General features: G+C 32.1%; 24 protein-coding genes. 4 read left to right on the top strand and 20 right to left on the bottom strand.

Annotation, left to right across the window (positions count from 1 at the left end):
- From ACYQ0O_RS11095 to ACYQ0O_RS11025, 15 genes are all read right to left on the bottom strand, one after another.
- Nucleotides 1-942, bottom strand: a 942-nt coding sequence (locus ACYQ0O_RS11095) for an aminotransferase class I/II-fold pyridoxal phosphate-dependent enzyme (RefSeq protein WP_459893045.1), incomplete at its 3' end; no start/stop codon positions are given.
- Nucleotides 935-1,558, bottom strand: a complete 624-nt coding sequence (locus tag ACYQ0O_RS11090) for an acetyltransferase (protein ID WP_459893043.1) — start codon at nt 1,556-1,558, stop codon at nt 935-937. The genes ACYQ0O_RS11095 and ACYQ0O_RS11090, both read right to left, overlap by 8 nt.
- Nucleotides 1,545-2,150 carry a sugar transferase gene (locus ACYQ0O_RS11085; protein WP_459893041.1) on the bottom strand — a complete coding sequence of 202 codons (606 nt, stop codon included), beginning with the start codon at nt 2,148-2,150 and terminating at the stop codon, nt 1,545-1,547. The genes ACYQ0O_RS11090 and ACYQ0O_RS11085 overlap by 14 nt, the downstream gene beginning before the upstream one ends.
- Nucleotides 2,131-2,316: a glycosyltransferase family protein gene (locus ACYQ0O_RS11080; RefSeq protein WP_075070215.1), complete on the bottom strand. Its 186-nt coding sequence runs from the start codon at nt 2,314-2,316 to the stop codon at nt 2,131-2,133. Before ACYQ0O_RS11080 ends, ACYQ0O_RS11085 begins: the two co-directional genes overlap by 20 nt.
- 414 nt (nt 2,317-2,730) lie before the next feature.
- Nucleotides 2,731-4,002: a glycosyltransferase family 4 protein gene (locus tag ACYQ0O_RS11075; protein ID WP_459893039.1), complete on the bottom strand. Its 1,272-nt coding sequence runs from the start codon at nt 4,000-4,002 to the stop codon at nt 2,731-2,733.
- 160 nt (nt 4,003-4,162) lie between these two features.
- Entirely contained in the window at nt 4,163-4,933 is a 771-nt protein-coding gene (locus tag ACYQ0O_RS11070) for a glycosyltransferase family A protein (RefSeq protein WP_459893037.1), read from the bottom strand.
- Nucleotides 4,934-4,952: 19 nt separating this feature from the next.
- Entirely contained in the window at nt 4,953-5,924 is a 972-nt protein-coding gene (locus tag ACYQ0O_RS11065; protein WP_459893035.1) for a glycosyltransferase family 2 protein, read from the bottom strand.
- Nucleotides 5,921-7,069: a UDP-galactopyranose mutase gene (gene glf / locus ACYQ0O_RS11060; RefSeq protein ID WP_459893033.1), complete on the bottom strand. Its 1,149-nt coding sequence runs from the start codon at nt 7,067-7,069 to the stop codon at nt 5,921-5,923. The genes ACYQ0O_RS11065 and glf overlap by 4 nt, the downstream gene beginning before the upstream one ends.
- A complete protein-coding gene (locus tag ACYQ0O_RS11055; RefSeq protein WP_459893031.1) occupies nt 7,063-8,304 on the bottom strand; it encodes a CDP-glycerol glycerophosphotransferase family protein in 1,242 nt (413 codons plus the stop codon). The genes glf and ACYQ0O_RS11055 overlap by 7 nt, the downstream gene beginning before the upstream one ends.
- Before the next feature lie 24 nt (nt 8,305-8,328).
- Nucleotides 8,329-9,087, bottom strand: a complete 759-nt coding sequence (locus ACYQ0O_RS11050) for a phosphocholine cytidylyltransferase family protein (protein ID WP_459893029.1) — start codon at nt 9,085-9,087, stop codon at nt 8,329-8,331.
- 411 nt (nt 9,088-9,498) lie between these two features.
- A complete protein-coding gene (locus tag ACYQ0O_RS11045; RefSeq protein ID WP_459893027.1) occupies nt 9,499-9,795 on the bottom strand; it encodes a hypothetical protein in 297 nt (98 codons plus the stop codon).
- Nucleotides 9,783-11,759, bottom strand: coding sequence for an asparagine synthase (glutamine-hydrolyzing) (asnB, locus tag ACYQ0O_RS11040; RefSeq protein ID WP_459893025.1), 1,977 nt, complete (start codon nt 11,757-11,759; stop codon nt 9,783-9,785). The genes ACYQ0O_RS11045 and asnB overlap by 13 nt, the downstream gene beginning before the upstream one ends.
- Nucleotides 11,735-13,015 carry an oligosaccharide flippase family protein gene (gene rfbX / locus ACYQ0O_RS11035; RefSeq protein ID WP_459893023.1) on the bottom strand — a complete coding sequence of 427 codons (1,281 nt, stop codon included), beginning with the start codon at nt 13,013-13,015 and terminating at the stop codon, nt 11,735-11,737. Before rfbX ends, asnB begins: the two co-directional genes overlap by 25 nt.
- Before the next feature lie 249 nt (nt 13,016-13,264).
- Complete coding sequence (locus ACYQ0O_RS11030; protein WP_459893020.1) at nt 13,265-13,606, bottom strand: MarR family EPS-associated transcriptional regulator; 342 nt, start codon at nt 13,604-13,606, stop codon at nt 13,265-13,267.
- A gap of 197 nt (nt 13,607-13,803) precedes the next feature.
- Nucleotides 13,804-13,947 carry a hypothetical protein gene (locus tag ACYQ0O_RS11025; protein ID WP_459893018.1) on the bottom strand — a complete coding sequence of 48 codons (144 nt, stop codon included), beginning with the start codon at nt 13,945-13,947 and terminating at the stop codon, nt 13,804-13,806.
- Nucleotides 13,948-14,158: 211 nt separating this feature from the next.
- Here ACYQ0O_RS11025 and ACYQ0O_RS11020 point away from each other — a divergent pair, with 211 nt between their 5' ends.
- Complete coding sequence (locus ACYQ0O_RS11020) at nt 14,159-14,305, top strand: hypothetical protein (RefSeq protein ID WP_459893016.1); 147 nt, start codon at nt 14,159-14,161, stop codon at nt 14,303-14,305.
- 66 nt (nt 14,306-14,371) lie between these two features.
- Here ACYQ0O_RS11020 and ACYQ0O_RS11015 read toward each other — a convergent pair whose 3' ends face one another.
- Both ACYQ0O_RS11015 and yedF read right to left on the bottom strand, forming a co-directional pair.
- Nucleotides 14,372-15,145 carry a pseudouridine synthase gene (locus ACYQ0O_RS11015; protein ID WP_459893014.1) on the bottom strand — a complete coding sequence of 258 codons (774 nt, stop codon included), beginning with the start codon at nt 15,143-15,145 and terminating at the stop codon, nt 14,372-14,374.
- Between the two features lie 5 nt (nt 15,146-15,150).
- A complete protein-coding gene (gene yedF / locus ACYQ0O_RS11010) occupies nt 15,151-15,780 on the bottom strand; it encodes a sulfurtransferase-like selenium metabolism protein YedF (RefSeq protein WP_459893012.1) in 630 nt (209 codons plus the stop codon).
- Nucleotides 15,781-16,008: 228 nt separating this feature from the next.
- Here yedF and ndk point away from each other — a divergent pair, with 228 nt between their 5' ends.
- Nucleotides 16,009-16,422: a nucleoside-diphosphate kinase gene (gene ndk / locus ACYQ0O_RS11005; RefSeq protein ID WP_459893010.1), complete on the top strand. Its 414-nt coding sequence runs from the start codon at nt 16,009-16,011 to the stop codon at nt 16,420-16,422.
- 3 nt (nt 16,423-16,425) lie between these two features.
- Nucleotides 16,426-17,217, top strand: coding sequence for a pyrroline-5-carboxylate reductase (gene proC, locus ACYQ0O_RS11000; RefSeq protein WP_459893008.1), 792 nt, complete (start codon nt 16,426-16,428; stop codon nt 17,215-17,217).
- Between the two features lie 32 nt (nt 17,218-17,249).
- Here proC and ACYQ0O_RS10995 read toward each other — a convergent pair whose 3' ends face one another.
- Complete coding sequence (locus ACYQ0O_RS10995; RefSeq protein WP_459893006.1) at nt 17,250-18,896, bottom strand: fatty acid--CoA ligase; 1,647 nt, start codon at nt 18,894-18,896, stop codon at nt 17,250-17,252.
- A gap of 639 nt (nt 18,897-19,535) precedes the next feature.
- Between ACYQ0O_RS10995 and ACYQ0O_RS10990 the strand changes: the two genes are divergently transcribed.
- Nucleotides 19,536-20,831, top strand: coding sequence for a serine hydroxymethyltransferase (locus tag ACYQ0O_RS10990; protein ID WP_459893004.1), 1,296 nt, complete (start codon nt 19,536-19,538; stop codon nt 20,829-20,831).
- Nucleotides 20,832-20,926: 95 nt separating this feature from the next.
- Here the strand turns inward: ACYQ0O_RS10990 and hflC are convergent, their stop codons facing one another.
- Entirely contained in the window at nt 20,927-21,781 is an 855-nt protein-coding gene (gene hflC, locus ACYQ0O_RS10985) for a protease modulator HflC (protein WP_459893002.1), read from the bottom strand.
- The gene (hflK, locus tag ACYQ0O_RS10980; RefSeq protein ID WP_459893000.1) at nt 21,774-22,844 is read right to left on the bottom strand and encodes an FtsH protease activity modulator HflK; all 1,071 of its coding nucleotides are present in this window, start codon (nt 22,842-22,844) and stop codon (nt 21,774-21,776) included. Before hflK ends, hflC begins: the two co-directional genes overlap by 8 nt.
- Between the last annotated feature and the right edge of the window lie 171 nt (nt 22,845-23,015).

Below are 23,015 nucleotides of genomic sequence, written 5' to 3'. Positions count from 1 at the left end.
TGTCTCTATATTAGCTTCTCTTGTTTTTTTTACAATTTCAAATGGATCAGACTTTTTAAAAGTGATCGTTGTAAGCCATCTATTTCCTTTGGCACCATGAAGCTCAGGCATAAATTCAATCTCATCAACATCAGAAAGTAAATCTTTATATCTTTGAAAAATTTTGCGCCTCTTTTGTACCCTATAGTCGATATTCTCAAGCTGAGCTAATCCCACTGCTGCAAGTAAATTACTCATTCTATAGTTATAACCATACTCTTTGTGCTCATACCAAATTTTATTCTCTTTTGCCTGCGTAGAGTAAAACCTTGCGTTCTTTGCAGTCTCTTCGTCATCTGTTACAAGCATACCTCCGCCTGAGGTGGTAATAATTTTATTTCCATTAAAGGAATAAATACCAGCTTTACCAAAAGTACCTGTGTATTTTTCTTTATATGTTGCACCCAAGGATTCAGCAGCATCTTCAATTAGTATAATACCGTATTTTTCGCAGATTTCTATGATTGAATCCATATCAGAAGATTGACCGTAAATATGTGTCAAAATTAAAGCCTTTGGCTTAATTTTCTTTTGTTTTAAATCTATTATCGCATCTTCTAATAAATTTGGGTCAATATTCCAGGTCTCATAATCACTATCTACAAATATAGGTATAGCATTTTGATATAAAATAGGTACAACAGAACCTATAAATGTAAATGTTGATGCTAATACATAATCCCCTTTGCCAATACCAAGTGTTCTAAGCGCAAGGTGAATGGCAGCAGTCCCTGATGACACTGCCACTGCATATTTAGCACCGGTATATTCACAAACTGCCTTTTCAAATCTGTCAATAAATTCACCAACTGGTGCGAGATAATTGGTATCTAAAACTTTTTTTATATACTTCAGCTCTTTTCCACTCTGATAAGGTGGGGAGAGAAAAATTTGATTATCCATTTTTTCTAATTATCCTCCCTGGGTTTCCTACCACAATTACATTATCAGGTATATTTTTTACTACTACAGCTCCCGCCCCCACAATTACATTATCTCCTATGACTATATTTTGCTTTACACTTGCTCCAATGCCTATTTGGGTATACTTACCAACCTTTACTCCTCCCGCAAGAGCAGCATTTGGAGAAATATGAACAAAATCACTCACCACACAATCATGCTCGATAATCGCTCCTGTATTAATTATACAACCCTTACCTAAGTAAGCAGAGTTATTAACAACAGCGTTGGGGAATATCACTGTCCCACTGTCTATAATAGCATACTTGGATACCACTGCACTACTATCAATCAAAGTAGATATTGTTAGTTCTTTACCCATTATTTTCCCATAAACTAATTCTCTAGCTTTATTATTTCCAACACCTAAAGCTATTCCTACATCATTAAAATTATCAATTTCAGATAATCTATAAACCAAGAAATTAAGAAATTCTTTTTTTCTTTCATCGTCATCAATAAATCCTTTTACGTTATATCTTAACCGAAGAGCTACATCCAGCACAACTTTTCCATGACCACTTGCACCATAAATATAAATATTAGTTGTTCCCATTAAACTTCTCCATGGTAGCTCTGCCTTTTTGAGATATACCTTCTCGCGATATCACTTTCCATATTGTGAGAAAAATTATTTTCAGATCAAGAAAAAAAGATAAATTTTCAACATAATAAACGTCATATTCAAACTTTTCTTTCCAGCTAATTGCATTTCTTCCCATAACCTGAGCAAGACCAGTGATACCAGGTTTTACATCGTGTCTTTTTCTCTGCCTCTCATTATATAATGGCAAATATTCAACTAACAAAGGTCTAGGTCCTACAAAACTCATATCCCCTTTCAACACATTAAATAATTGCGGTAATTCATCAAGACTTAAGCTCCTTATTATTTTACCAGTGCCTTTTAATCTCTTATCATCGGGTAAAAGATTTCCATTTTTGTCTCTTTCATTTGTCATTGTCCTAAATTTGTAAATTTTAAAAATTTTTTCTTTATAACCAGGCCGCTCTTGAATAAAAAATATTGGCTTTCCATCCCAAAAATAAATCAATATTGCAACAAGTATTATAACAGGGGAAAAAACAATTATCAAAATTAAAGCCAAGAGCTTGTCAAAGATAGGTTTAAATAACTTTTTGTACATATATTATTTCATCATAAAGTTCTAAATATTGCTTAACAATTATTTTTATATCAAACTCTTTTACAGCCTTTTCCCTAGAATATTTGCCAAATTTTTCTCTTAAATTTGAGTTGGTTAGTAAAATTTTAATTTTATTTGCAAGATTAAAAAGATCTATAGTAGCCATAAAATTTTTTTTATTTTCTTATGTACTCTGTCGCAGGATATACTAATACTATTGATGTAATAAACCAATCTAATACTAATAATAAATAGAAAAGTCTTTGTTTTAATAGTTATAAATATGGTTATAAACTAAGTATGAATATTTATGAACTCTATCAATTTTAATCATTATTCAGCATATCACTTAATTTTTTATTAAAATTTTTTTATAAAAGTGACTTTCGATAATATATTTTTTCTATTTCACTACTACTTTTTTTCTGAATGTTCATTATTTATAGATTTAGAATTTCTACCTGTCTGTATATAATACGAGAGTTGTCATGCTTACAATTTAATTTTTTTATTCATTAAATAAATTATAGGTCATATCCACATATATAGATTCAATGATATCATTTTTAATTTATAAATTCTACCTAAGTTTATTCTTATATGATCTAAAACGTCTTATTGTTTGAAAACAAAAGTTTTCTAATCTTATTGATAGTTTTTCTATAGAATGATTTTTTTCTACATATGTTCTAAAAAATTTTCCAAAATTCTCACGTTTACTTGACGGCATACTATATATATTTAATATAGCATTTTTCATTTTATCGACATTACTAGGAGGTACATATATACCTTTTTGTATTTGTATAATTGGATTATTGTGTTCTGCAAATGTAGAAATTAATATAGGTCTACCTGCTGCCATGTAGTCAAATAGTTTGTTCATACTCCCCCACATAACCTTATCTTGAATTAATAAAAGGACATCTGCAAGCTCTAATAAATTGGGCACATAAGCCTTTTTGACAGGTTCTAAAATATAGACATTATCTAAATTAAACTGTTTGATAAGTCTTTCAATAGATTCTTTTTCAGTACCATTACCCACTAGAATTAATTTTATATTCTTATATTCTATCAAAAGTTTTGCTGTTTCTATAAGGAACTTTAGGTTATTTGATTTTACTAAAGCTCCAGTAAACATTAAGATAAAGTTTCCGTATTTTTTTAACTGTGTTATAAAATGAATTGTTTTATTTTCTATAATTTTTTCATTTGACAAATAAGTATTATATCGATCTATACAAACTCCATTTGGTATATATTTTATTTCTTCTTTATAAAAGCTATAGTTTCTTCTTATATATTCTTCAGTCAAAGGAGATAAAATAATAATTCCATTAGAATTGCGAATAGTCATTTCTTCTATTTTTTTGAAAAATTTGCTTTTTAAACTTTTCTCTTTCCAAATACCAATATCAATAAATGTTTGGGGCCATAGGTCTCTTATTTCAAAAATGAAAGGAACATTTAGTTTTTTAGCTATAAGGGAAGCACTATAGGCAGCAAATGGATGTACTGTTGAACCAATTATAATGTCAGATTTATCAAAATCATTTCTTATCCTATATGTATTTATCGCGTATGACAGCATATTAAGTAACCGTTTTAAATCATTTTTTTTATAGGGATGTGTTTTGATCCATACAAAATTTATTCCATTTATGTTTTCTTCCAAATAGAAAGTATTTGGATAAATTTTCAATTCTTTAAGTAGTAAATAGTGATAGCTTGAAGCAAAAATTGTAACTTGATGCCCTTTACTAACTAAATATCTTGCTAAATCAAAGTGCCTAGTTCCCCCTGGATAGTTAGGTATATTGGCATAATGATTAAAAATCCATATTTTCATAACTCATATACGTCTATATTAAAATAGAAAACGGCTTTTTCTTTTCATTTAAAAACTAGCCATCTCTCCTGATATAGTGGAGGTAGTTATTACTACTATAAAAGCCTTAATTTTCTAAGAGATCTAAAGATAGAACACCACTTCAGAAAATTTTTCCTTTTTACCTATTTACTTCTAACTTATAATCATGAATACCTTTTAGCATAATTTTGTAAAATTCCCAAAAACTATATTTGGAATACTTATAGTTTTTTAGCGCAAACAAAAATGACACTAAATATCCTGTTTTATTAAAAATTCGATAAAACACGGCTCCTTTAGCTTGTATTAATTTAGGGTTATGGTTAAATATTTTAACTAAGTTTTTTTTAGGGTGAACTACAATGGGTATAGGAATATACATGATTCTTAGTCGTTTACTCAGTGCATCACTTATAAATATGTTTTCCTCTCCTGTTGGGTATTTAGAGCCTAGTCCAAAATTTTGGTCAAATTTAATTCCGACTTTTTTAATAGAGTTTACTTTTATCGCCATTTCTATAGAGGATACACGCATTATGGTACGTAAATTATGGTTAAAAGGTTTTGTTTTATAGTTTTTATATAATTCACCTGTAGGGGTTTTTATTTGAAATGTTATTATATCTGCATCTGTATAATTCTTAAAAGCTGTTTTGATAATTTCTTCAATATTAGGTACATATGTTACGTCATCATCACTTATTAAAGCAATATTACAATCACTAACTTCTAAAGCTCTATTTCTACTTTTAGATATTCCTTTCTCTTTAAAGGAAAATACTTGCGGTAAGTCATAATAGCTTTTATCTATATTTATTAATTGGTTTATTATAAGACAATCTGCAGGAGGAGTATAGTTTCTTTTAAAGAATTTATCATCAGTTGTCGATATTAATATCTTAAATTTCATAACTAGTTTATTATTAGTTTTAGTTTTTTCTAAGCAATTTTAAGCCATCTTTAATAGCTTTGACGATTATAGGTAATGCATTCCATTTGTTTTCCTTAATTGTAAGATAACTTAATCTTAACAATTCTAATGTAAAAAATATTTTTCTCGACAAAAAATATTTTTCTAAAGGATATATTTCGTTTAAAAACTTTTTAAGTAGAAAAAGATTTCTTATTAAAAAATAAGAAAATGTGGTGGTATATTTTTTTGATTTAATAACTTTTCTGATCATTAAAGGATTTTTTATTAAAATCACATTGGTATATTTTGACGCTAACAAACCATAAACTGTATCATCATAGCCTAAAAAAAAACGTTTATCTGGAAAACCTATTTTTTCGATAATTTTCTTATTAATCAGAGCCCCTTCAAAACAAGCTATGTTGACGCATGAATAAGATTTATTGTTTTTGAACGAGAAATCATCCATATTTACTCTAAGGCCCGTCATTAAATCAATATATCCTTCCCAGGGATAAATGTTACTATTTATATCTTTTCTTCTTGGATGTATAAAACAAGAAATCAATTTAAATCTTAATAATATTTCTAATGCTTTTTTTTCAGGTTCCACATCGTCATCCATCAACCACAACCAATCATAACCTTTTTCATAGGTCCTTTTAACTCCTTCATGAAAACCTCCGGCTCCTCCAGTATTTTCGTGCATTCTTACATAATATAATTTAATAGAATTTCCATCTGTTAGATTTTTTATTTTAAATTCCTTTTCCCAATGCTCTTTTAAATTCTCCGGAGGTAATTCTTTTATATATCCTTTTTCCAATAGGAAATTAGGAGTTCTATCTGTTGATGCATTATCTATTAAATAAATACCTTGTACTGGCCTTGTTTGCTTTCGTAAAGCTTCTAAACATTCAATAAGTAAGTTCTTACGATTATAAGTGACTACAACCGCACAAACAGTCTCCCTTTGATCATTTGTCATCTTACTTTCCCTTCAAAAATTTCTAAAGCTCTTTTCACAACATCATCCATATCAAAATACCTATATTCTGCAAGTCTACCTACTAAAATAAGATTTTCAAATTTTTCTGCTAGCTCTTTATACTTATTATAAAGCTCTCTATTTTCTTTTGTAAAAAATGGGTAATATGGCATGTCTTTGCCAGTTTTATATTGTTTTGGATACTCTTTAAGAATAACTGTTCTTTTTGTATCTACAGGGTGAATGTGCTTAAATTCCGTTATCCGTGTAAAATCACAATCATTTGGATAATTAACAGTTGGAACTTCCTGAAACCACTCCTTATCTAAGGTTTCAAACCTTAAATCAAGTGAACGATAAGGAAGTTCTCCAAATTTATAATCAAAAAGTTCATCGATCATACCAGTAAAGATTACTTTTCCTTTAATTTCTTGCCCTAAAAAGTAAATCTTTCTACTCTCTATATCCACATTCATAACCTCTTTAAAATCAGTACTCAGCATAAGTTTTATGTTTGGATGGTCTAACATCCTCTCAAATATCTTGGTATAACCTCCGGTAGGGACAGCTTGATATGTGTCAGTAAAATATCTATCATCCTTTCCTATAAAGACTGGAACTCTTGCAGTAACTTCCGGGTCTATCTCTTCTGGTTTCATTCCCCATTGCTTGGCTGTATAGTTTAGGAAAATTTTTTGATAAATATATTCTGCGAGAAATTTTAAGTCTTCATCATTTTCCTTTTTAAGTTCTAAAATAGGCACTTTTGAATTGTAATGATATCTTTTCAATAATTTTTCTTCAATCCTTCTTGCAAGAGTTTCGGGAAATACCAAATAAAGACTATTTAAGTTAAATGGGATTGGGACTTTTTTACCGTCTATAAACGCTAATACTCTGTGCTGATATATATGCCAGTCTGTAAAATTTGAAATATAATCAAAAACTTCTTTGCAATTTGTATGAAAAAGATGAGGTCCATATTTGTGAACTATTATTCCATTTTCGTCTTTATAGTCATAACAGTTTCCACCAATGTGGTTTCTTTTTTCAATTATTAAAACTTTTTTATTTAAAATAGTTGATATTCTTTCTGCTATTACAGAACCAGCTAAACCAGAGCCTATGATTAGATAATTCAACATTGTAGAATTGTCCTATAAATATAATTACTATTATGTTCAATATTGCCAAATATCATATCTTTTATTTTTCTACGCTTATTTTTATAAACATCAGTTATTAATAATTCTTTTATGTTTTCACATAGCTCTTTCACATTTTCACATAAAGGACTTACTTTAATTTCTTCTAAATCAAAGTAGGTATCTCTCGTACCTTTTAGATATTCTTTCTTATCGGGAAAATAGTGAATAATAGGCTTATCCAATAACAAAAAGTCAAATACTATTGATGAAATATCACTGATTAACATATCGAACTCCTTTAAGTAAGGATAAATATCTTCATCCCTTTCTATTCGTAATATATTTGAGAAACTCCTTTTTTTTAAAAATTTCTCAAAAGCTAAATCCCAGGGATGTGGCTTTATAACAAAAATAACATTTTGATCCTTTGCAAAATTATCTAACTCTGCTAATTCATCCTCATTAAGAACAATACTACCATTATCTCTAAATGTTGGTAAGAATCCCACAATTTTCTTGTTAGAACTTTTTAGAGAGCTAATTGATTGATAATAATTTAAATCTATAAAGTTATCCCAATTTTTAAATCTATTTGGATATAATAAATATTCATTCCTTGGATAACCAGCAACTATTCTAAATTTAAATTCAAAAGCTCGATTAAAAATACTGATCATCTTAGTGTTTTTAGTTGGAATTAATAAAAAATCATAATTTATACATCGCGTTTTGTAAAAAAAATACAAAATCCAATCTATAAATGTCTCACGTTTTTTACATCGTTGTAAGGTTATATCTTTTTTATTGTCATATTCAATTTTCTTTATGGGATAACCATGCCATAGCTGAACTTTTAAACTTTTCTTTGTTAGAAAATAAATTAAACCTTTAAAGACTAAACTCCAGTTTATATTATCTACTACTATATATTTTGAGGTTATTAACAAAAAAAAACCTTTTAAGGACGGAATTAATACCACATTTTCCAATCTATCTTTCAGGGAAAAATAATATTTTTTATTTAAGGTAAGAAAATATTTTTCTAATTTGTAATTTTCTTTAAATAAATAAAGATATTTTACGTTATCTCTAAATTTACCATTATTACCTATAAACAAAACTCTTTTTTTAGAACGGGGTGCAACTAATACTATATTTAATATAGTATTCCCTAACAAGGCAATTAATAGAAATATAATAAATTTTCCAACCTTTCTAACAAAACTGTTCATTACTTTTACATACCTCCTTTAAATTTAGAACATCTTTTCTTCTAATATTAATTTTCTTAAAATTTCCCTATCTGGATGAAAATCCATTTCCTTCCAATCATCCCTATCTATTTCTACTGTACTGATGGCTTTTCCGTTTTCAATTAGAAAATTAAAAATATCTAACCAATAAATATTAAGTTTATTCTTATATTTTACCATATCAAGTATAGCATTAACAAAATCTTGTCTGCTATTTTTGCCTTTTACAATAGCTAAACCAACTGATTCGGCTTGAACTTTTTCGAGAGGTATTTCTTTGTGGACTCTTCGCACATTTTTATTTTGATCTAAAGTAACCTTCATGTCGTCTTCGTCATATGCGTTTTTATAGCTGATAGTTATAGCTATCACTTCTGAGTGTTGATGAAAGTAGTTAAAAACTTTTTTAACCACATGATTTTTATACAAGTTATCACCGTTAGTTATCATAAAATCATCTTTTGATAGCTCACATCTAGCTGTCCATAATGAGACTAGATTATTGGTTATATCGTAAAATGGATTATAAATTGTATTAATATTTACACTAGATTGATATTTCTTTATTGCTTCTTCAATTTTCTCATGTAAGTATCCTGTGATTAAAAATATTTCATTAAATATTTTTGAATTAATAGCGCTTGATAATTGCCTATTAAGTAATGTTGTGCCATCTCCTAAATCTAACAAGGATTTGGGAGTATTCTTTGTCAAAGGCCACAATCTTTCCCCTTTGCCAGCTGCTAGAATAAAAAGGTTCACACTAATACCTCCTTCATTATTTTTAGTCTAAGCTAATATTAAGGTTAGTTCAACAAATTGTTCATTCAAATCATCTAGTAATGTAATTATCCTTTCATTTTTATTTACAGATAAACTGTTTCCATGAGATAATTTATATTAATAACTCTACAGAATTTGTTTTTACAACAGATACTCTAAAATCGATTGCTCTTGTAATAGGAACAGCCGCATTTTTATACTTTTTCCCTCTTATATTTTCTGTATTATAAGAGCACTCAAGATGAGTATAATTTCCACTTCTTTATTTTTCAATTTATTAAAAGGCTTTATATTAAACTGATTTCTGGAGATTGTAGGAACCTTTTTTCCCTTTTAATTCAAAAATAACTAATTTATCTCCTTTCTTAAAAATTTCTCTTTCTTCTTCAGTCAAATTATTTTTTTATAAATTATGATTGAATTATTACTAACTACAAATGCAGAATTAAATAATTCTCTTTTTTTGTTTTTTAAAATCGAACCAAAAACCACCGTCTTCTTATTTTTATTTATAAAATCAATAAGTTTTATCTGGTAAAAAAGCAGTTCTTTCCCTATTAAGGAGCATTCTGGAAATAATATTGAATCACCTTCATCAACTTTTATATAAGCTATATTTTTATTGAAATTATTTTTTATATTTGTTGTAGTGTTTAATTGAAGTATAGCTATTTTTAACTGTTCCATTGTGTGTTAAGCTCGTCTATATATTTTTTATACCATAATTCTAGATTTAATAACATCCAAACTTTTAACCCCATTTTATGATCATGCTTTAAAAAATCTTTATTTAGAAAAAGCTCTAAAAATTTTACATTATAGATACCCCTTTCCCGAGCTTCTTTAGATAAAAGTATCTCTTTTGTAACCTCCTTGAAATTATCTCCAAACCATTTATGAACTGGTACAGGAAATCCCATTTTTTTTCTCCAAACTACTTCTGACGGTAATTTTTTTTCATAGGCCTTTTTCAAAATATATTTTGGGATATCATATTTCTCACTAACTTGTTCTGAATTATATATATTAGCTGCTATTTTGTGCAATTTTGATTTCCATCTTAGCTTATATTTATAAGGAATTTTAAAAGCAAATTCTACTAATTTATGATCTACAAAAGGGACTCTTGCTTCTACAGAGGTAGCCATTGTAGTTACATCTAACCTATGTAATAGACCTACTATATGTATTTTTTCAAAAGTATACATAAACTTCGTATATAAGTTATTATATTTAATTTTATCAAAAGTTTCGTAGAATATTTCTTTTAACTGATTATCAAAATTTATAGTCTTTAAAAAATCTTTAGATAAAAATTTTTCTTTATCTTCCCAATTTATATATTGATATAAACTTAGAAAGAAGTGAACCTCATTTTGAAATCTCAACTTGCCATATTTAGCAATTAAATTATTAGTCATTAGAGAAATCACGTGTTCCTTATATAATTCCTGATTATTCAAAAATAAATTCATTCGTTCATAGTCAAAAGGACTTCTGAATATTCTTCCATAACCTCCGAATATTTCATCTGAACCCTCTCCAGAAAGCACCACTGTTATGTATTTTTTTAATTCCTTTGACATAGCGTATAATGCAGGTTCATTAGCAACACTTAAAGGAGAATCTTTATAATCAATTAACTCCAACATTTCATTAATATAATTTTTACCCCTCAATAATATTTCATTATGTTCAGTTCCATACAGACTCGCTACTTTTCTTGCATATTTAAATTCATTATAACCTTCTTCTTCAAACCCTATAGTAAAAGTTTTTACTGGAAATCCACTTAAATTCGACATTATTGAAACAATAATGCTTGAATCTAACCCTCCACTTAAGTACGATCCTATAGGGACATCCGAGATCATTCTGTATTTAACCGATTCTTCCAATAACTGTTTTAAATTTTCAATATAAAATTCTTCTCCTTTATTTTGTCCCTCAATATTCACCTCAATATCCCAGTACTTGAAAATACTATAAGTTCTTTTATTAATATTTATTTCTATATAATGACCAGGTTCAAGAGAATATATCATATCAAATAAAGTCAAATTTTTAATGGGATACCTATAACTTAAGTAACTAGAGATTCCTATATTATTAGCTACCCGTGGGAAGTGCGGATAAAGCAAAATACTCTTTATCTCTGACGAGAAGATAAATTTTTCATCAAAAATAGAGTAATATAAAGGTTTAATTCCTAGTCTATCTCTAACAACGAACACCTTATTTTTTCTCTTATCATATATTGCAAATGCAAACATACCTCTAAGTTTTTCAAGAAAATCAATACCATATTCTAAATACAAATTAAGTACAACCTCACTATCTGTTCTAGATTTAAATTTATATGCTTTCAACAATAAATCATCTTTTAATTCTAAAAAATTATAAACCTCTCCATTATATGTAATCCACACATCTCCATTTAAAGATTTCATAGGTTGGTTTCCTGATTTTGACAAATCTAATATAGCTAACCTTCTATGACCTAAATACACATTTTCATCACTAAATATTCCACTATCGTCTGGACCACGATGCACCATAGAATTTAACATTTTAAAAAAAATATTCTCAGGCAATTTTCTTTTATTGTGAATATTAATAATCCCGACTATCCCACACATTTTTCCTTCCATAAATTGTGCTTTTTTATACCATAAAATCTAATTAGTAGCACAAACATTTGGCTAAATATAGTTATAAAGGCAACTAAATATATATTTATAACAGGGGATATTATTAGTAATAAAATTAAATGAATAAAAGAAGCAACTATAACACTATAATTAGCATATTCAGGATACCCTAAAGCTGCAACAAAGGGGTATCCAATTAGAATAGTTGGACACATTATTATCCCAAGAACAGAAAAGATTTTTAATAGTGCACTAGATATATTAAAACCGCCTCCATATAATATTTCAACTATATTATTACTAAAAACAAGTACTATTCCCCATAGAAACATATTCACCAAACTAATTATATAAAATATCTTTTTAAAAAGTTTCATATCCTTCATTTTGGATATATATGGATATAAAGCATTATTAAGGGGTTGATATAGTCCCACTAATGCTCGAAATATTTTTTCTGAAGCGGAATAGAAGCCAACCATCTTATTACCTAGTAATATGCCAATAATGAAAGTATTACTAATTGTATAAACCGAAACTGAAACTCTCGACAAAAAAAATTGAGTGCTATCTTTTAAATAACTCAAAACTATAGAAATGTTTGGAATATAGAATTCAACCTTAAATTCCCTAAAAACAATCCATAAAGCAAGTATCCCAGCAACTATAAAACCCAGAGAGTTTATCAAAGGCACATAGATATAATCTGAAACATTGTGGACAAAAATAAAAATAGAAACCGTAAAAATCAGTTTTGCCGTTATGTTTAAAAAGGTGATATATTTCATTCTTTCCATTCCCTGGAAAAACCATACAGGGAATATAACTTGTCCTATAACCGTTCCAAAAGTCAGGTAATAAAGCAACCAATCCTTCTTAAACTTTCCAAAGAAAAAGACAATAATTGTCATGATCATGAGAGACAAAATAAGCAAACCAAACTTTATAATTATTACAGAGCAAAATATTTCAGAAACCTTCTCCTTATCTTTTCTATTGATAGAAATTTCTCTAGTTGCTGATAAATTAAAGCCGTAATCCGTTAGGATATTGAAATATTGGATAAAAGCCTGTGCAAAGACAATGAGCCCATATTTTGATGGTCCTAACACCCTTACAAGATAAGGCAAGGTAATTAAAGGTAATATGTAATTTGCTCCCTGAAGGGCCGATAGAGAGAAAAAGTTTTCTAGAAGCCGCTTTTTATCAGCACTGAGTGTTCTTTTTGAGGGTAATTTTATTAACCCAAAAACCATTTTGTTATTATTTCAACCTCTCCAAACAACGAATTATAGATCTCAAACGAAATATACACCAACTCCTTTGTTAACAGCAAACGATATTTTTCCCTGCAGAACCTCTTGTTATACCGCAAAATTGACTCACTTTCTTAGAAATTTTATATAAAATTTTAATGTTAGATTATGCGCCTCTAATTTACATCCACTTCTTCAACCAACTTAATAAATTGTTTTTCTTCCCCACACTTACACACCATTCACTATTCACTTTTTACCGTCCTTCCCAATTTCCCTCTCCAATTCCTCAATCTCCTTCTTAAGCTTCTCATACTCTTCTAACTTTATTTGCAAAAACGTTTTAGTAATCCTGTATTTTTCTTTTATTCCTTTAGATGTTAAGAGATAACGATATGCCCATTTGTTTGGACTTTTTTTAAAGCGCTCAAGCTTTATTATCCCTTTTTCCACAAGCGCCTTTATGAGATAATTTATCTTTCCCAGGCTATATCCCAGTCGCTTGGCTAATGCCCTCTGAGAGATAGAGTTGTCTTTTTCTATCTCTTTGATTATTTTATAAATTTCCTCAAGATTTGTTTGAATTGACATATCTCTACCGTTCAAATAGTGAACAAGCCCTTAACGCCTATAAAAAGGATTGTCAAGGGATTTTTGGGGTAATGGAATATTAGTATAGTGGTGTATTGGTTCAAACTATCTCAAATCTCTGTTCATTGCCATACCTCTAACTTACTAAAATCAAACCTCATCCTTCCAATTTCTCACTATACTACTATTCCACTCATCTAGTCTTCTTGAGACAAAAGCTCCATTCCCTTCTCATAAAGCCTGTTATTACCTGTTACCCTGAGCTCCAAGGGATCAAAAAATAGGATCTCTTTCCCTGCCCATTTGTCAATAACTTGGTAATATTCTTTTTTGTTTTCCATGTTATCCTTGAGTATCACCGGAGTTTGTCAGGGAAGATGTCATCTTATGGATTTTGTTCCTCTTATTAATGCTGAACATATTCGGATGTTGTTGTCCTTATTGAGGATAACATATATAGTTTGAAGTGGCAATTATTCTGAGTAGCGGTTTTGATTTGTTGACTTTTTTACACCTATATTGGTAATCTTTAAGGATAAAAGGGAGGATAAAATGAAAATAAAGCCCGTTGTAGTCACACTTGAAGAAGATGAGGTGCAAGAGATTCTAGAGATTTCCCTTGGAGGAAATAAAGAAGACGCCCTGAAGATACTAAAAAAACTATCAAAAAGAATAGAAAAACAGCTTAAGGAAAGGTGAGTGCCGGTATTTGAGGTCAGTTATAGGCCTGGACGAAACATGTATGGAATTTAAACCAATAAAAATTTAATTGCATGGAACAGATTTTTTTAAACACTGCTCCATGCAGAGATCGACTTCTTTTTTTGTCAGATATCTAAATCTACCAGGTTCCAATTTACCAAGTTTTATGGGACCATGGGCTATCCTTTTTAGTCTTAATACACTCCATGAAAATGCATGACACATTCTCCTTATCTGTCGATTCACCCCCTGCATGAGCTCAAATCTTAAAACAAAATGGTCAGGAGCCAGTTTCTTTACTATACTTACAGATACAGGGGCCAATTTGTAATTTATCTCATCTAATTTCATGCCTTTTTTCATTACATGAATATGTTCTTTTTTGACATTGCCTTTAACTTCAACCAGATATATTTTTTTTAAGTGAAATTTGGGGTGGGTCATCTTGAATACAAAGTCACCATCATTACTCATAAGCAAAAGACCTTCAGAAAAATAGTCTAACCTGCCAACAGGTACCAGTCCTTTATCTCTTAAATATTCAGGCAATATTTCTATTACTGTTTTCCTGTTTTGGGGATCGCGCAGTGTGGTTACCACTTTAATGGGTTTATTTAAGGCAATATAGATAAATTTTTTACTTTTAAAGGAATCTTTGGGAATCTCTTTTCCGTCTACAACAACCTTATCCAGGTCTATATCAATTTTTGTTCCAAGCTGGCTAACAGTTACTCCATTTACTTTCACAAGTCCTTTTTTAATAAGCTCATCAGCCCCTCTTCTAGAACAGATTCCAGAGCGCGCCAAAAAACGATTTAATCTTATTTTATCGCCCATATTATTTAAATCTTAATCACCTTTGACGCCATCTCAAGGCTTGTTACAACATCTAACATATTGGTTGTCTCTCCTATCTTCTTTTTGTCTAAAAGTTTAAAAAAATCAAGGCATGTCCCACACACCAAAATAGAAACTCCTGATTTTTCAAGATTTTTTAAACTCTCTAAAATTTCTCCTTGTTCTGTTGCCAATTTTACTCCCCCATTTAAAAGAATAATCCTCCACAAAGAATTTCCCATCTCAGGGAGGGTCTTTATGAAGTTTGCCATGAGCTTTCGTCCCAGTTCATCATCTCCGTGGCCGATTTTATCAGAGGTAATAAATACAAGCTGTTTGTCCTGTATGCCAGAAGGATTTATTTCACAAGAATAAACAGACATATCTTCTTCACTTTCTGTGTTATTTGATACAGCCTCTGTAGATGATTTTGCTATGACCCTGAAACCACCTGCTTCTTCTTTAACCTCGTCTATTGTGTAAGATTTTGACTTTAAAAAACGAGATACATTTTCCCTGGCAGCCTGATTATCAACTAACACGTGTAAAACTGACGGCATTTCAGCCTCTATAACTTCCTTGCACTTTAAAACAGGACCAGGACATGCAAGACCAAAACAATTTAGCTCTCTCATAATCTCCTCCATATTTTTTACCAGTTTTATTACTCAGTAAATTTTATATATCCTTAAAGCAGGAACTAATGGTATTAAAATTATTTTTTCAAATACTAAAAACAAAAATCTATTGGCATATGTAATAAAAAACTTTTCAAGCAGGCCAGTTCCAGTGTACTGTGTAATTTGACATTGGGGGAAATAAAACATAAAAAATGAGAAAAATTTTTATGGGAGGAAGATATCATGGAACAGACACTGTGCATAATAAAGCCTGATGCTGTTGAAAGAAACCTTATTGGAAAAATTTTACAAATGATTGAAGGAGCTAATCTAAAGATCAAGGCCCTAAAAATGCTCCATTTAAACAAGAAACAGGCTGAAGGATTTTATGAGGTTCACAGAGAAAAGCCTTTTTTTGACAGCTTAACAGATTATATGAGCTCTGGTCCCATTGTTGTTGCAGTACTGGAAGGTGAAGACGCCATAAAAAGATACAGAGAACTTATGGGTGCCACAAATCCAGAAAATGCAAAACAAGGTACTATTAGAAAAGAATTTGCTCTGGATGTTGAAAAGAATTCAGTTCATGGATCTGATAGTCCAGAAAATGCAATTAAGGAAATTGCATACTTTTTCAACAAACTGGAGGTATTATAATTAATGGACAATATTGGAATCATTGGCACCGGGAACATGGGAGGCGCCATCTTAAAGGGGTGGAGTTCACTTGCAGGTGTCCATTTGCTTGCTTACGATGTGGACGAGAAAAAACTTCACAGCGTTTGCGAAGAGTTAAAAGTTGAAGAAGTAAGAGGTATATCTAAGCTAATTGAAAAGTCCAATTATATCCTTCTGGCTGTAAAACCCAACCAGGTTAAACCCCTTTTAAAAAAATATAGCAATCTTTTTTTAGACTCCCACACAATTCTGTCTATTTGTGCGGGAATTAAAATAAAAAAAATAAAAAAATGGTCTGGGGGCATGTCTAAGGTTGTCCGCATAATGCCCAACACCCCTGCTTTAGTTGGAAAGGGACTTTTTGCAATTTGCTTTGAAGAAGATATAGATAATACCATTAGGTCTAAAACAATTGAGCTTTTTAATGCCATTGGTAAAACATTTCAAATTCAAGAAGAATACATGGATGCATACACAGCTTTAATTGGCTCTGGACCTGCCTATATAATCTACTTTCTAGAGGCACTGGTTGAAGCTGGGGTATCACTGGGTTTTCCAAGGGATCTATCAATTGAGATGGTAAAAGGACTTCTTGGTGGAACCACCAAGCTGATTGAAGACATGGACAAAAAATTATCAGACCTAAGGGAAATGGTAACCTCACCTGCAGGCACCACTATTGCAGCCCTGAATCACTTTGACAGAATGGCTGTTAGGGGGGCTATAATAGACGCACTCCATCATGCATGTAATAGATCAAAGGAGTTGGGATAATAAAGGGGGTGGCACCACCCCCCTTTATTATCTTACTGATACATCTTCCTTATTTCCTTTTTGTTTATCTTACCCACACTTGTTTTTGGAATTTGATTTACGATTTCAATTTTGTCAGGAATTCCATATTTTGGGATACTACCGTCATCAACAAATTTTTTAAAATGACCTTTTAATTCATCTTCTCCAATCTTACCCTTATATTCTTCATGTAAAACCACGAGTGCCAGGGGTCTTTCCCCCCATTTTTCGTCTGGAACACCAATCACTGCCACTTCACTAACTGCCTCATGTTGACTGAGTATATCTTCAAGCTCTAAAGAAGATATCCACTCACCACCAGTCTTTATCACATCTTTTAATCTGTCTGTTATCTTTAAATATCCCTCTTCATCAATATATCCAATATCACCTGTATGGAGCCAACCACCTTCCCATAACTCTTCACTCTTTTCAGGATCCTTTAAATAGCCCTGGGTGAGCCAGGGAGCCCTGACTACAACCTCACCTGTTGATTTGCCATCATGGGGCAGAGGATTGCCCATGGGATCAACCACCTCCAGTAAAACATTTGGAACAGGTATACCTGTCCTACACCTAATTGGAACCTGCTTGTCTATATCCCAATCCACCATGTGGGGTTTAAGTAAGGCGGCTGTAAGTAGTGGACAGGTCTCAGACATTCCATATGCTGATGTAATGTTTATATTGTATTTAAGGGCCTCTTTACACAGCCCTTGTGGAAGGGCAGAACCACCAATTACCACCTTCCAGTTGGATAGGTCTATCTGTTTTATAACTGGAGAGGTGACCAGCATATGAATAATGGTTGGCACACAGTGAGAAAAGGTCACTTTTTCCTGGAGGACCAGCTTTAAAATCATCTCAGGGTCATATCTACCAGGATAAACCTGTTTTGTGCAAAGCCATGTAAACATATAAGGCATTCCCCATGCGTGTACGTGAAACATTGGAGTAAGGGGCATATATACGTCCCCATTATCCACCCTCATTGCATTTCCCATTGTACACAATGTGGAAATTAGTCCATATGTGTGCAAAACTATTTGCCTGTGACTGTAATACACACCCTTTGGAAGACCAGTGGTACCAGTTGTGTAAAAAGTGGTTGCCATTGTATCTTCATCAAATTCAGGGAAATCATACTCGTCGCTCTCATCCTTCAGCAGTTCTTCATATTCCCCGGCAAGATCCAAAGATGTGGCAGGAATCTCATCTTCATCTGTTAAAAGAATAAATTTTTTAACTGTCTTAATTTCATCCTTTACAGCCTCGAGCATTGGTAAAAAGTCTGAATTCACCAAAATCACGTCGTCTTCAGCGTGATTTATAGTATACACCAATTGTTCTGGAGATAGTCGGATGTTTATTGTGTGAAGCACTGCACCCATCATTGGTACAGCAAAAAAACACTCTAAATACCTGTGACTGTCCCAGTCCATTACAGCTACCACATCTCCTTCTTTAACACCCTGGGCCCTTAACATGTTTGCAAGTTTGTGAACCCTTCTACCAAATTCCTTGTAGGTGTACCTAAACTTATCCCTATAAACTATTTCCTGATCTGGATTATAAGTGAGAGGAAATCTTAATAGATTTTTTATTAGCAGCGGAAAAGAATAAGCAGATGGTGTCTGTGGAATTTTCTTAACAGGCATAAAATCCTCCTTTGAAAAAATTTAAATAACCGACCTTCAAGTAACTAAAACCTGCCTAAATTTAGACTTTTTATAACCCAATAATGATTTTTTAGCAATTTTAAAAATAAATTTTTATATAAATCACTAACAGTCCTATTTTATTTTTTTATCTGCCTATTTCTTTAGCTCCGATTATTGATTGGGTTATGGAGCAGGTGAATAGTGATAGTGAATAGTGAAAGGTAGAAGGGTGAAGGGAGAAGGAGAGAAAATAACAAACAAAATTTATCCTTCAATTTTGTATGGAACCTTCATCCTCGAATTTTGAACTTTAGACCCCCACAGACACAGCAAAGCTTGAGATTTCGGAGTTAATGGAATAAGCAGATTTTTTTTATTTTTTCAAAAATGTTTTTTTTATATTAATTAATTGATTTTATTGTATATATTTTTTTAATCATTAAAACTAAATTCATTCACAAGAGAAAACTTACAAAAACCTAAAAACTAATCATATTTTTTTTTAAATTTAGAATTTTTTTTTAGGATTCATGGCAAAAATATCAAAATATGCTTATTTGACAATGGGTTACCATTTATGTATTAAAATAGTTCTATTAATTTGCAAGTAAATTTTAACCTTAGGAAGGTGGAATTATGAGCTACTTAAAGGTTCACGATCCGGAGATTTACAGGGCAATATCCCTTGAAGAAAAAAGACAGAGGGAGACTATTGAGCTTATTGCTTCTGAAAATTTCACCTCGCCAGGGATAAGGGAGGCTGCAGGCAGCTGTCTTACCCACAAGTATGCTGAAGGTTATCCAGGCAAAAGGTATTATGGTGGATGTTTTAATGTAGATATAGCTGAAGACCTTGCCAGGGAAAGGGCAAAAACCTTATTTGGTGCAGAGCATGCAAATGTCCAACCCCACTCTGGATCCCAGGCAAATATGGCTGTATATGCAGCGCTTTTAAGACCAGGGGACACCATTTTGGGCATGGACCTGGCCCATGGAGGGCACCTTTCCCATGGGAGCAAGGTAAATTTTTCAGGTAAAATTTATACTAGCTATTCATATGGAGTGGATAGGGAGTCCCAGAGAATAAATTTTAACCAAGTTCGTGAGCTAGCAAAAAGATACAGACCCAGACTTATAATAGCTGGTGCAAGTACCTATCCCAGGCAGATTGATTTTCAAAAGTTTAGAGAAATAGCAGATGAAATAGGGGCCTACCTTATGGTTGACATGGCCCATATTGCGGGAATAGTTGGAGCAAGACTTCATCCAAGTCCAGTAAAATATGCCCATGTGGTTACCTCTACCACACACAAGTCTTTAAGGGGACCCAGAGGAGGTTTTATACTCTCCACATCTGAGTTAGGCAAAAAATTGGATACCCAGATATTTCCAGGTATACAGGGTGGACCACTTATGCACATAATTGCTGCCAAGGCTGTGGCATTCAAGGAAGCGTTGAGTGCAGATTTCAAGGACTACCAAAGACAGGTACTCAAAAACGCAAAGGCTATGGCTGAAGCACTAATAAGTGAAGGATTTGATCTGGTAACAGGTGGCACAGACAACCACCTCGTGTTGATTGATTTAAGGAACAAAGACCTAACAGGTAAAGAAGCAGAACAAGTTCTTGAAAAGGTTGGAATAACTGTAAATAAAAACGCTGTCCCATTTGAGGACAAACCAGCAACCATAACCTCAGGAATAAGGATAGGAGCCCCTGTTGTTACCACCAGGGGAATGGTGGAAAAAGACGTATATAAAGTAATGGATTTTCTAATTCAGACCCTAAAATTTAAGGATAATGAAACAGTAATTGCAAAAATAAGAAAGGAAGTAAGAGAATTTGCCTTGCAATTTCCGCTATTTGTGCCTTCCCCAAAATATTTATCTAAAAACTCCCCTAAAGAGCATGAACAAATAGCAATGGTCTAAAAAAGGGCTTTTAAAAGCCCTTTTTTAGACCAAAAGTCGAGGTGGGTATATTGCCCAAGTTTTGACAAATTTGGGTTAAAACAAATGATCCCGGACTATTTGGTCTTTTCCATATACCTGAGAAATTCATTGTCAGAAGACATCACCAAACGAGAATTGGCATCTAATCCCTTTTTATATGCATCAAAGGACCTCAATAAATCAAAAAACTTGGGGTCTTTTTTATATGCCTCAGCATATATTTTTGTTGCCAGGGCATCCCCTTCACCCATTGTTATTTGGGCCTTTTTCTTTGCCTCTGCCAATATAACGGCCCTATCTTTGTCAGCTTTGGCCCTTATTATTGCAGCTTGCTCAGCACCTTCTGACCTGTATTGTTTGGCCTCCCTCTCCCTCTCAGATCTCATCCTGGCATAAATGGCTTTTTGATTTTCTGGAGGCAAGTCTGTACGTTTAATCCTCACATCTATCACCTCTATCCCATATTTTTTCAGTTCCTTCTTAACGTCTGAAGTAACAGTAGCCATTATTTCATTCCTCTTTGAAGACACAATATCAATGAGATTATATTTCCCCAAAGCCACCCTGAGCTCTGAATACACTATGTCATCTAATCTTGCCAATCCCCTGGAGATTGTCCTGGCTGTCCTGTAAAATAGGAGTGGGTCAAAAATTCTCCACCTGGTATAATTGTCAACCACCAGGGTCTTTTTGTCTTTGGTAATTACTTCTGCTGGTGGAGAATCATATTCCAATATTCTAAAATCATATTTTTGAATCTGTTGTATTACCGGAATCTTGAAATGAAGCCCTGGCCCAACTGCATCACCAACTGGTTTCCCCAGTTGTAAAACAATTGCTCTCTGGGTCTCATCAACAATATAAAAGGCCTGGGACATACCCATTAAAAGAATAATCAAAAGCAGGATAAATCCACCGCTCTTATTCATTATTTGCTCCTTTGATTTTTAATTTTTTCGTCTTCTCATCAAGGGATAAAAGGGGCAATACTCTATCTCCAAGTGATTTTGAAATTATCACCTTGTCTTTAACTTTTTTCAAAATTTCCTCCATTGTCTCCAGGTACAACCTCTTTTTGGTAACAAAAGGGGCTTTTTTATACTCCTCCAACATCTTTAAAAATCTATTTGCTTCCCCCTGGGCCATCATTATCTTAGTCTCTTTATATGCTTCAGCCTTGTTTACTATCTCTGCAGCCTGTCCCCTTGCCTTTGGAATTATTTCATTTCTATATGCCATTGCTTGATTTATTAGCCTGCTCTTATCTTCTTTTGCAGATGCTACATCTTTAAATGCATCCAGTACTTCTTTTGGAGGATGTACATCCTGTAGTTTCACGGCCACAACCTGGATTCCTGTATGATAGCTATCAAGGACCTGCTGTAACAACTTTTGGGTCTTGTTCTGGATAATAAATTTTTCAGTGGTGAGGACTGCATTGATTTGATTATTACCTATAACCGCCCTCATTGCGGCTTCTGCTGCATCTTTCACTGTTTTAAAAGGATTGCTTATGTTAAAGAGATATGAATATGCATCCTTTATCCTGTATTGGACAATAAATTGCACATCAACTATATTTTCATCTCCTGTTAACATAAGAGACTCTTTGGGAACCGACCTATAATTATTAATTCCAGTGCCCAGGGTTACACTTCTAAAACCGATTTCAACCCTTTTGATCTGGGTCACACTGGGGGTCAAGACAGTTTCAATTGGATATGGAAGGTGATAATGAGGCCCTGGACCAGTTATCCTGCTAAATGCACCAAACCTTTTAATAACACCTACCTGATCTGGATTTACAATATAAAATCCACTGGCAAGCCAGAGCAACACCAAAACCCCAATCAAGATTTTTGGCCCATTGCCCTTAAGATTGTCTAAAAAAGGCAATTTGTCTTTTATCTTAGAAATATCTGGTTTAGGTGGTTTAGTGGATTTAGAAAATCTCTCCCTCCTTTCCTCTAATTTATCCCAATCCCAACTCACAATATCCTCCTTTTTTTACTGCCATGAAATTTTTCTAAAATTATGTCAAAAGCAAAATTATGGGTCAACAAATTTTTAAACAACCAACAGATTTAACTACCTTGCCATATCTTAAAATAAAGATTAAATAAATAGATAAAATGGATGGAAAAATTAAAAATCAAAAGGAGG

The organism is Desulfothermus okinawensis JCM 13304, from assembly GCF_054654515.1.
The sequence above is the reverse complement of the archived record's forward strand: the minus strand, read 5'-3'. Positions and strand labels throughout refer to the sequence as shown.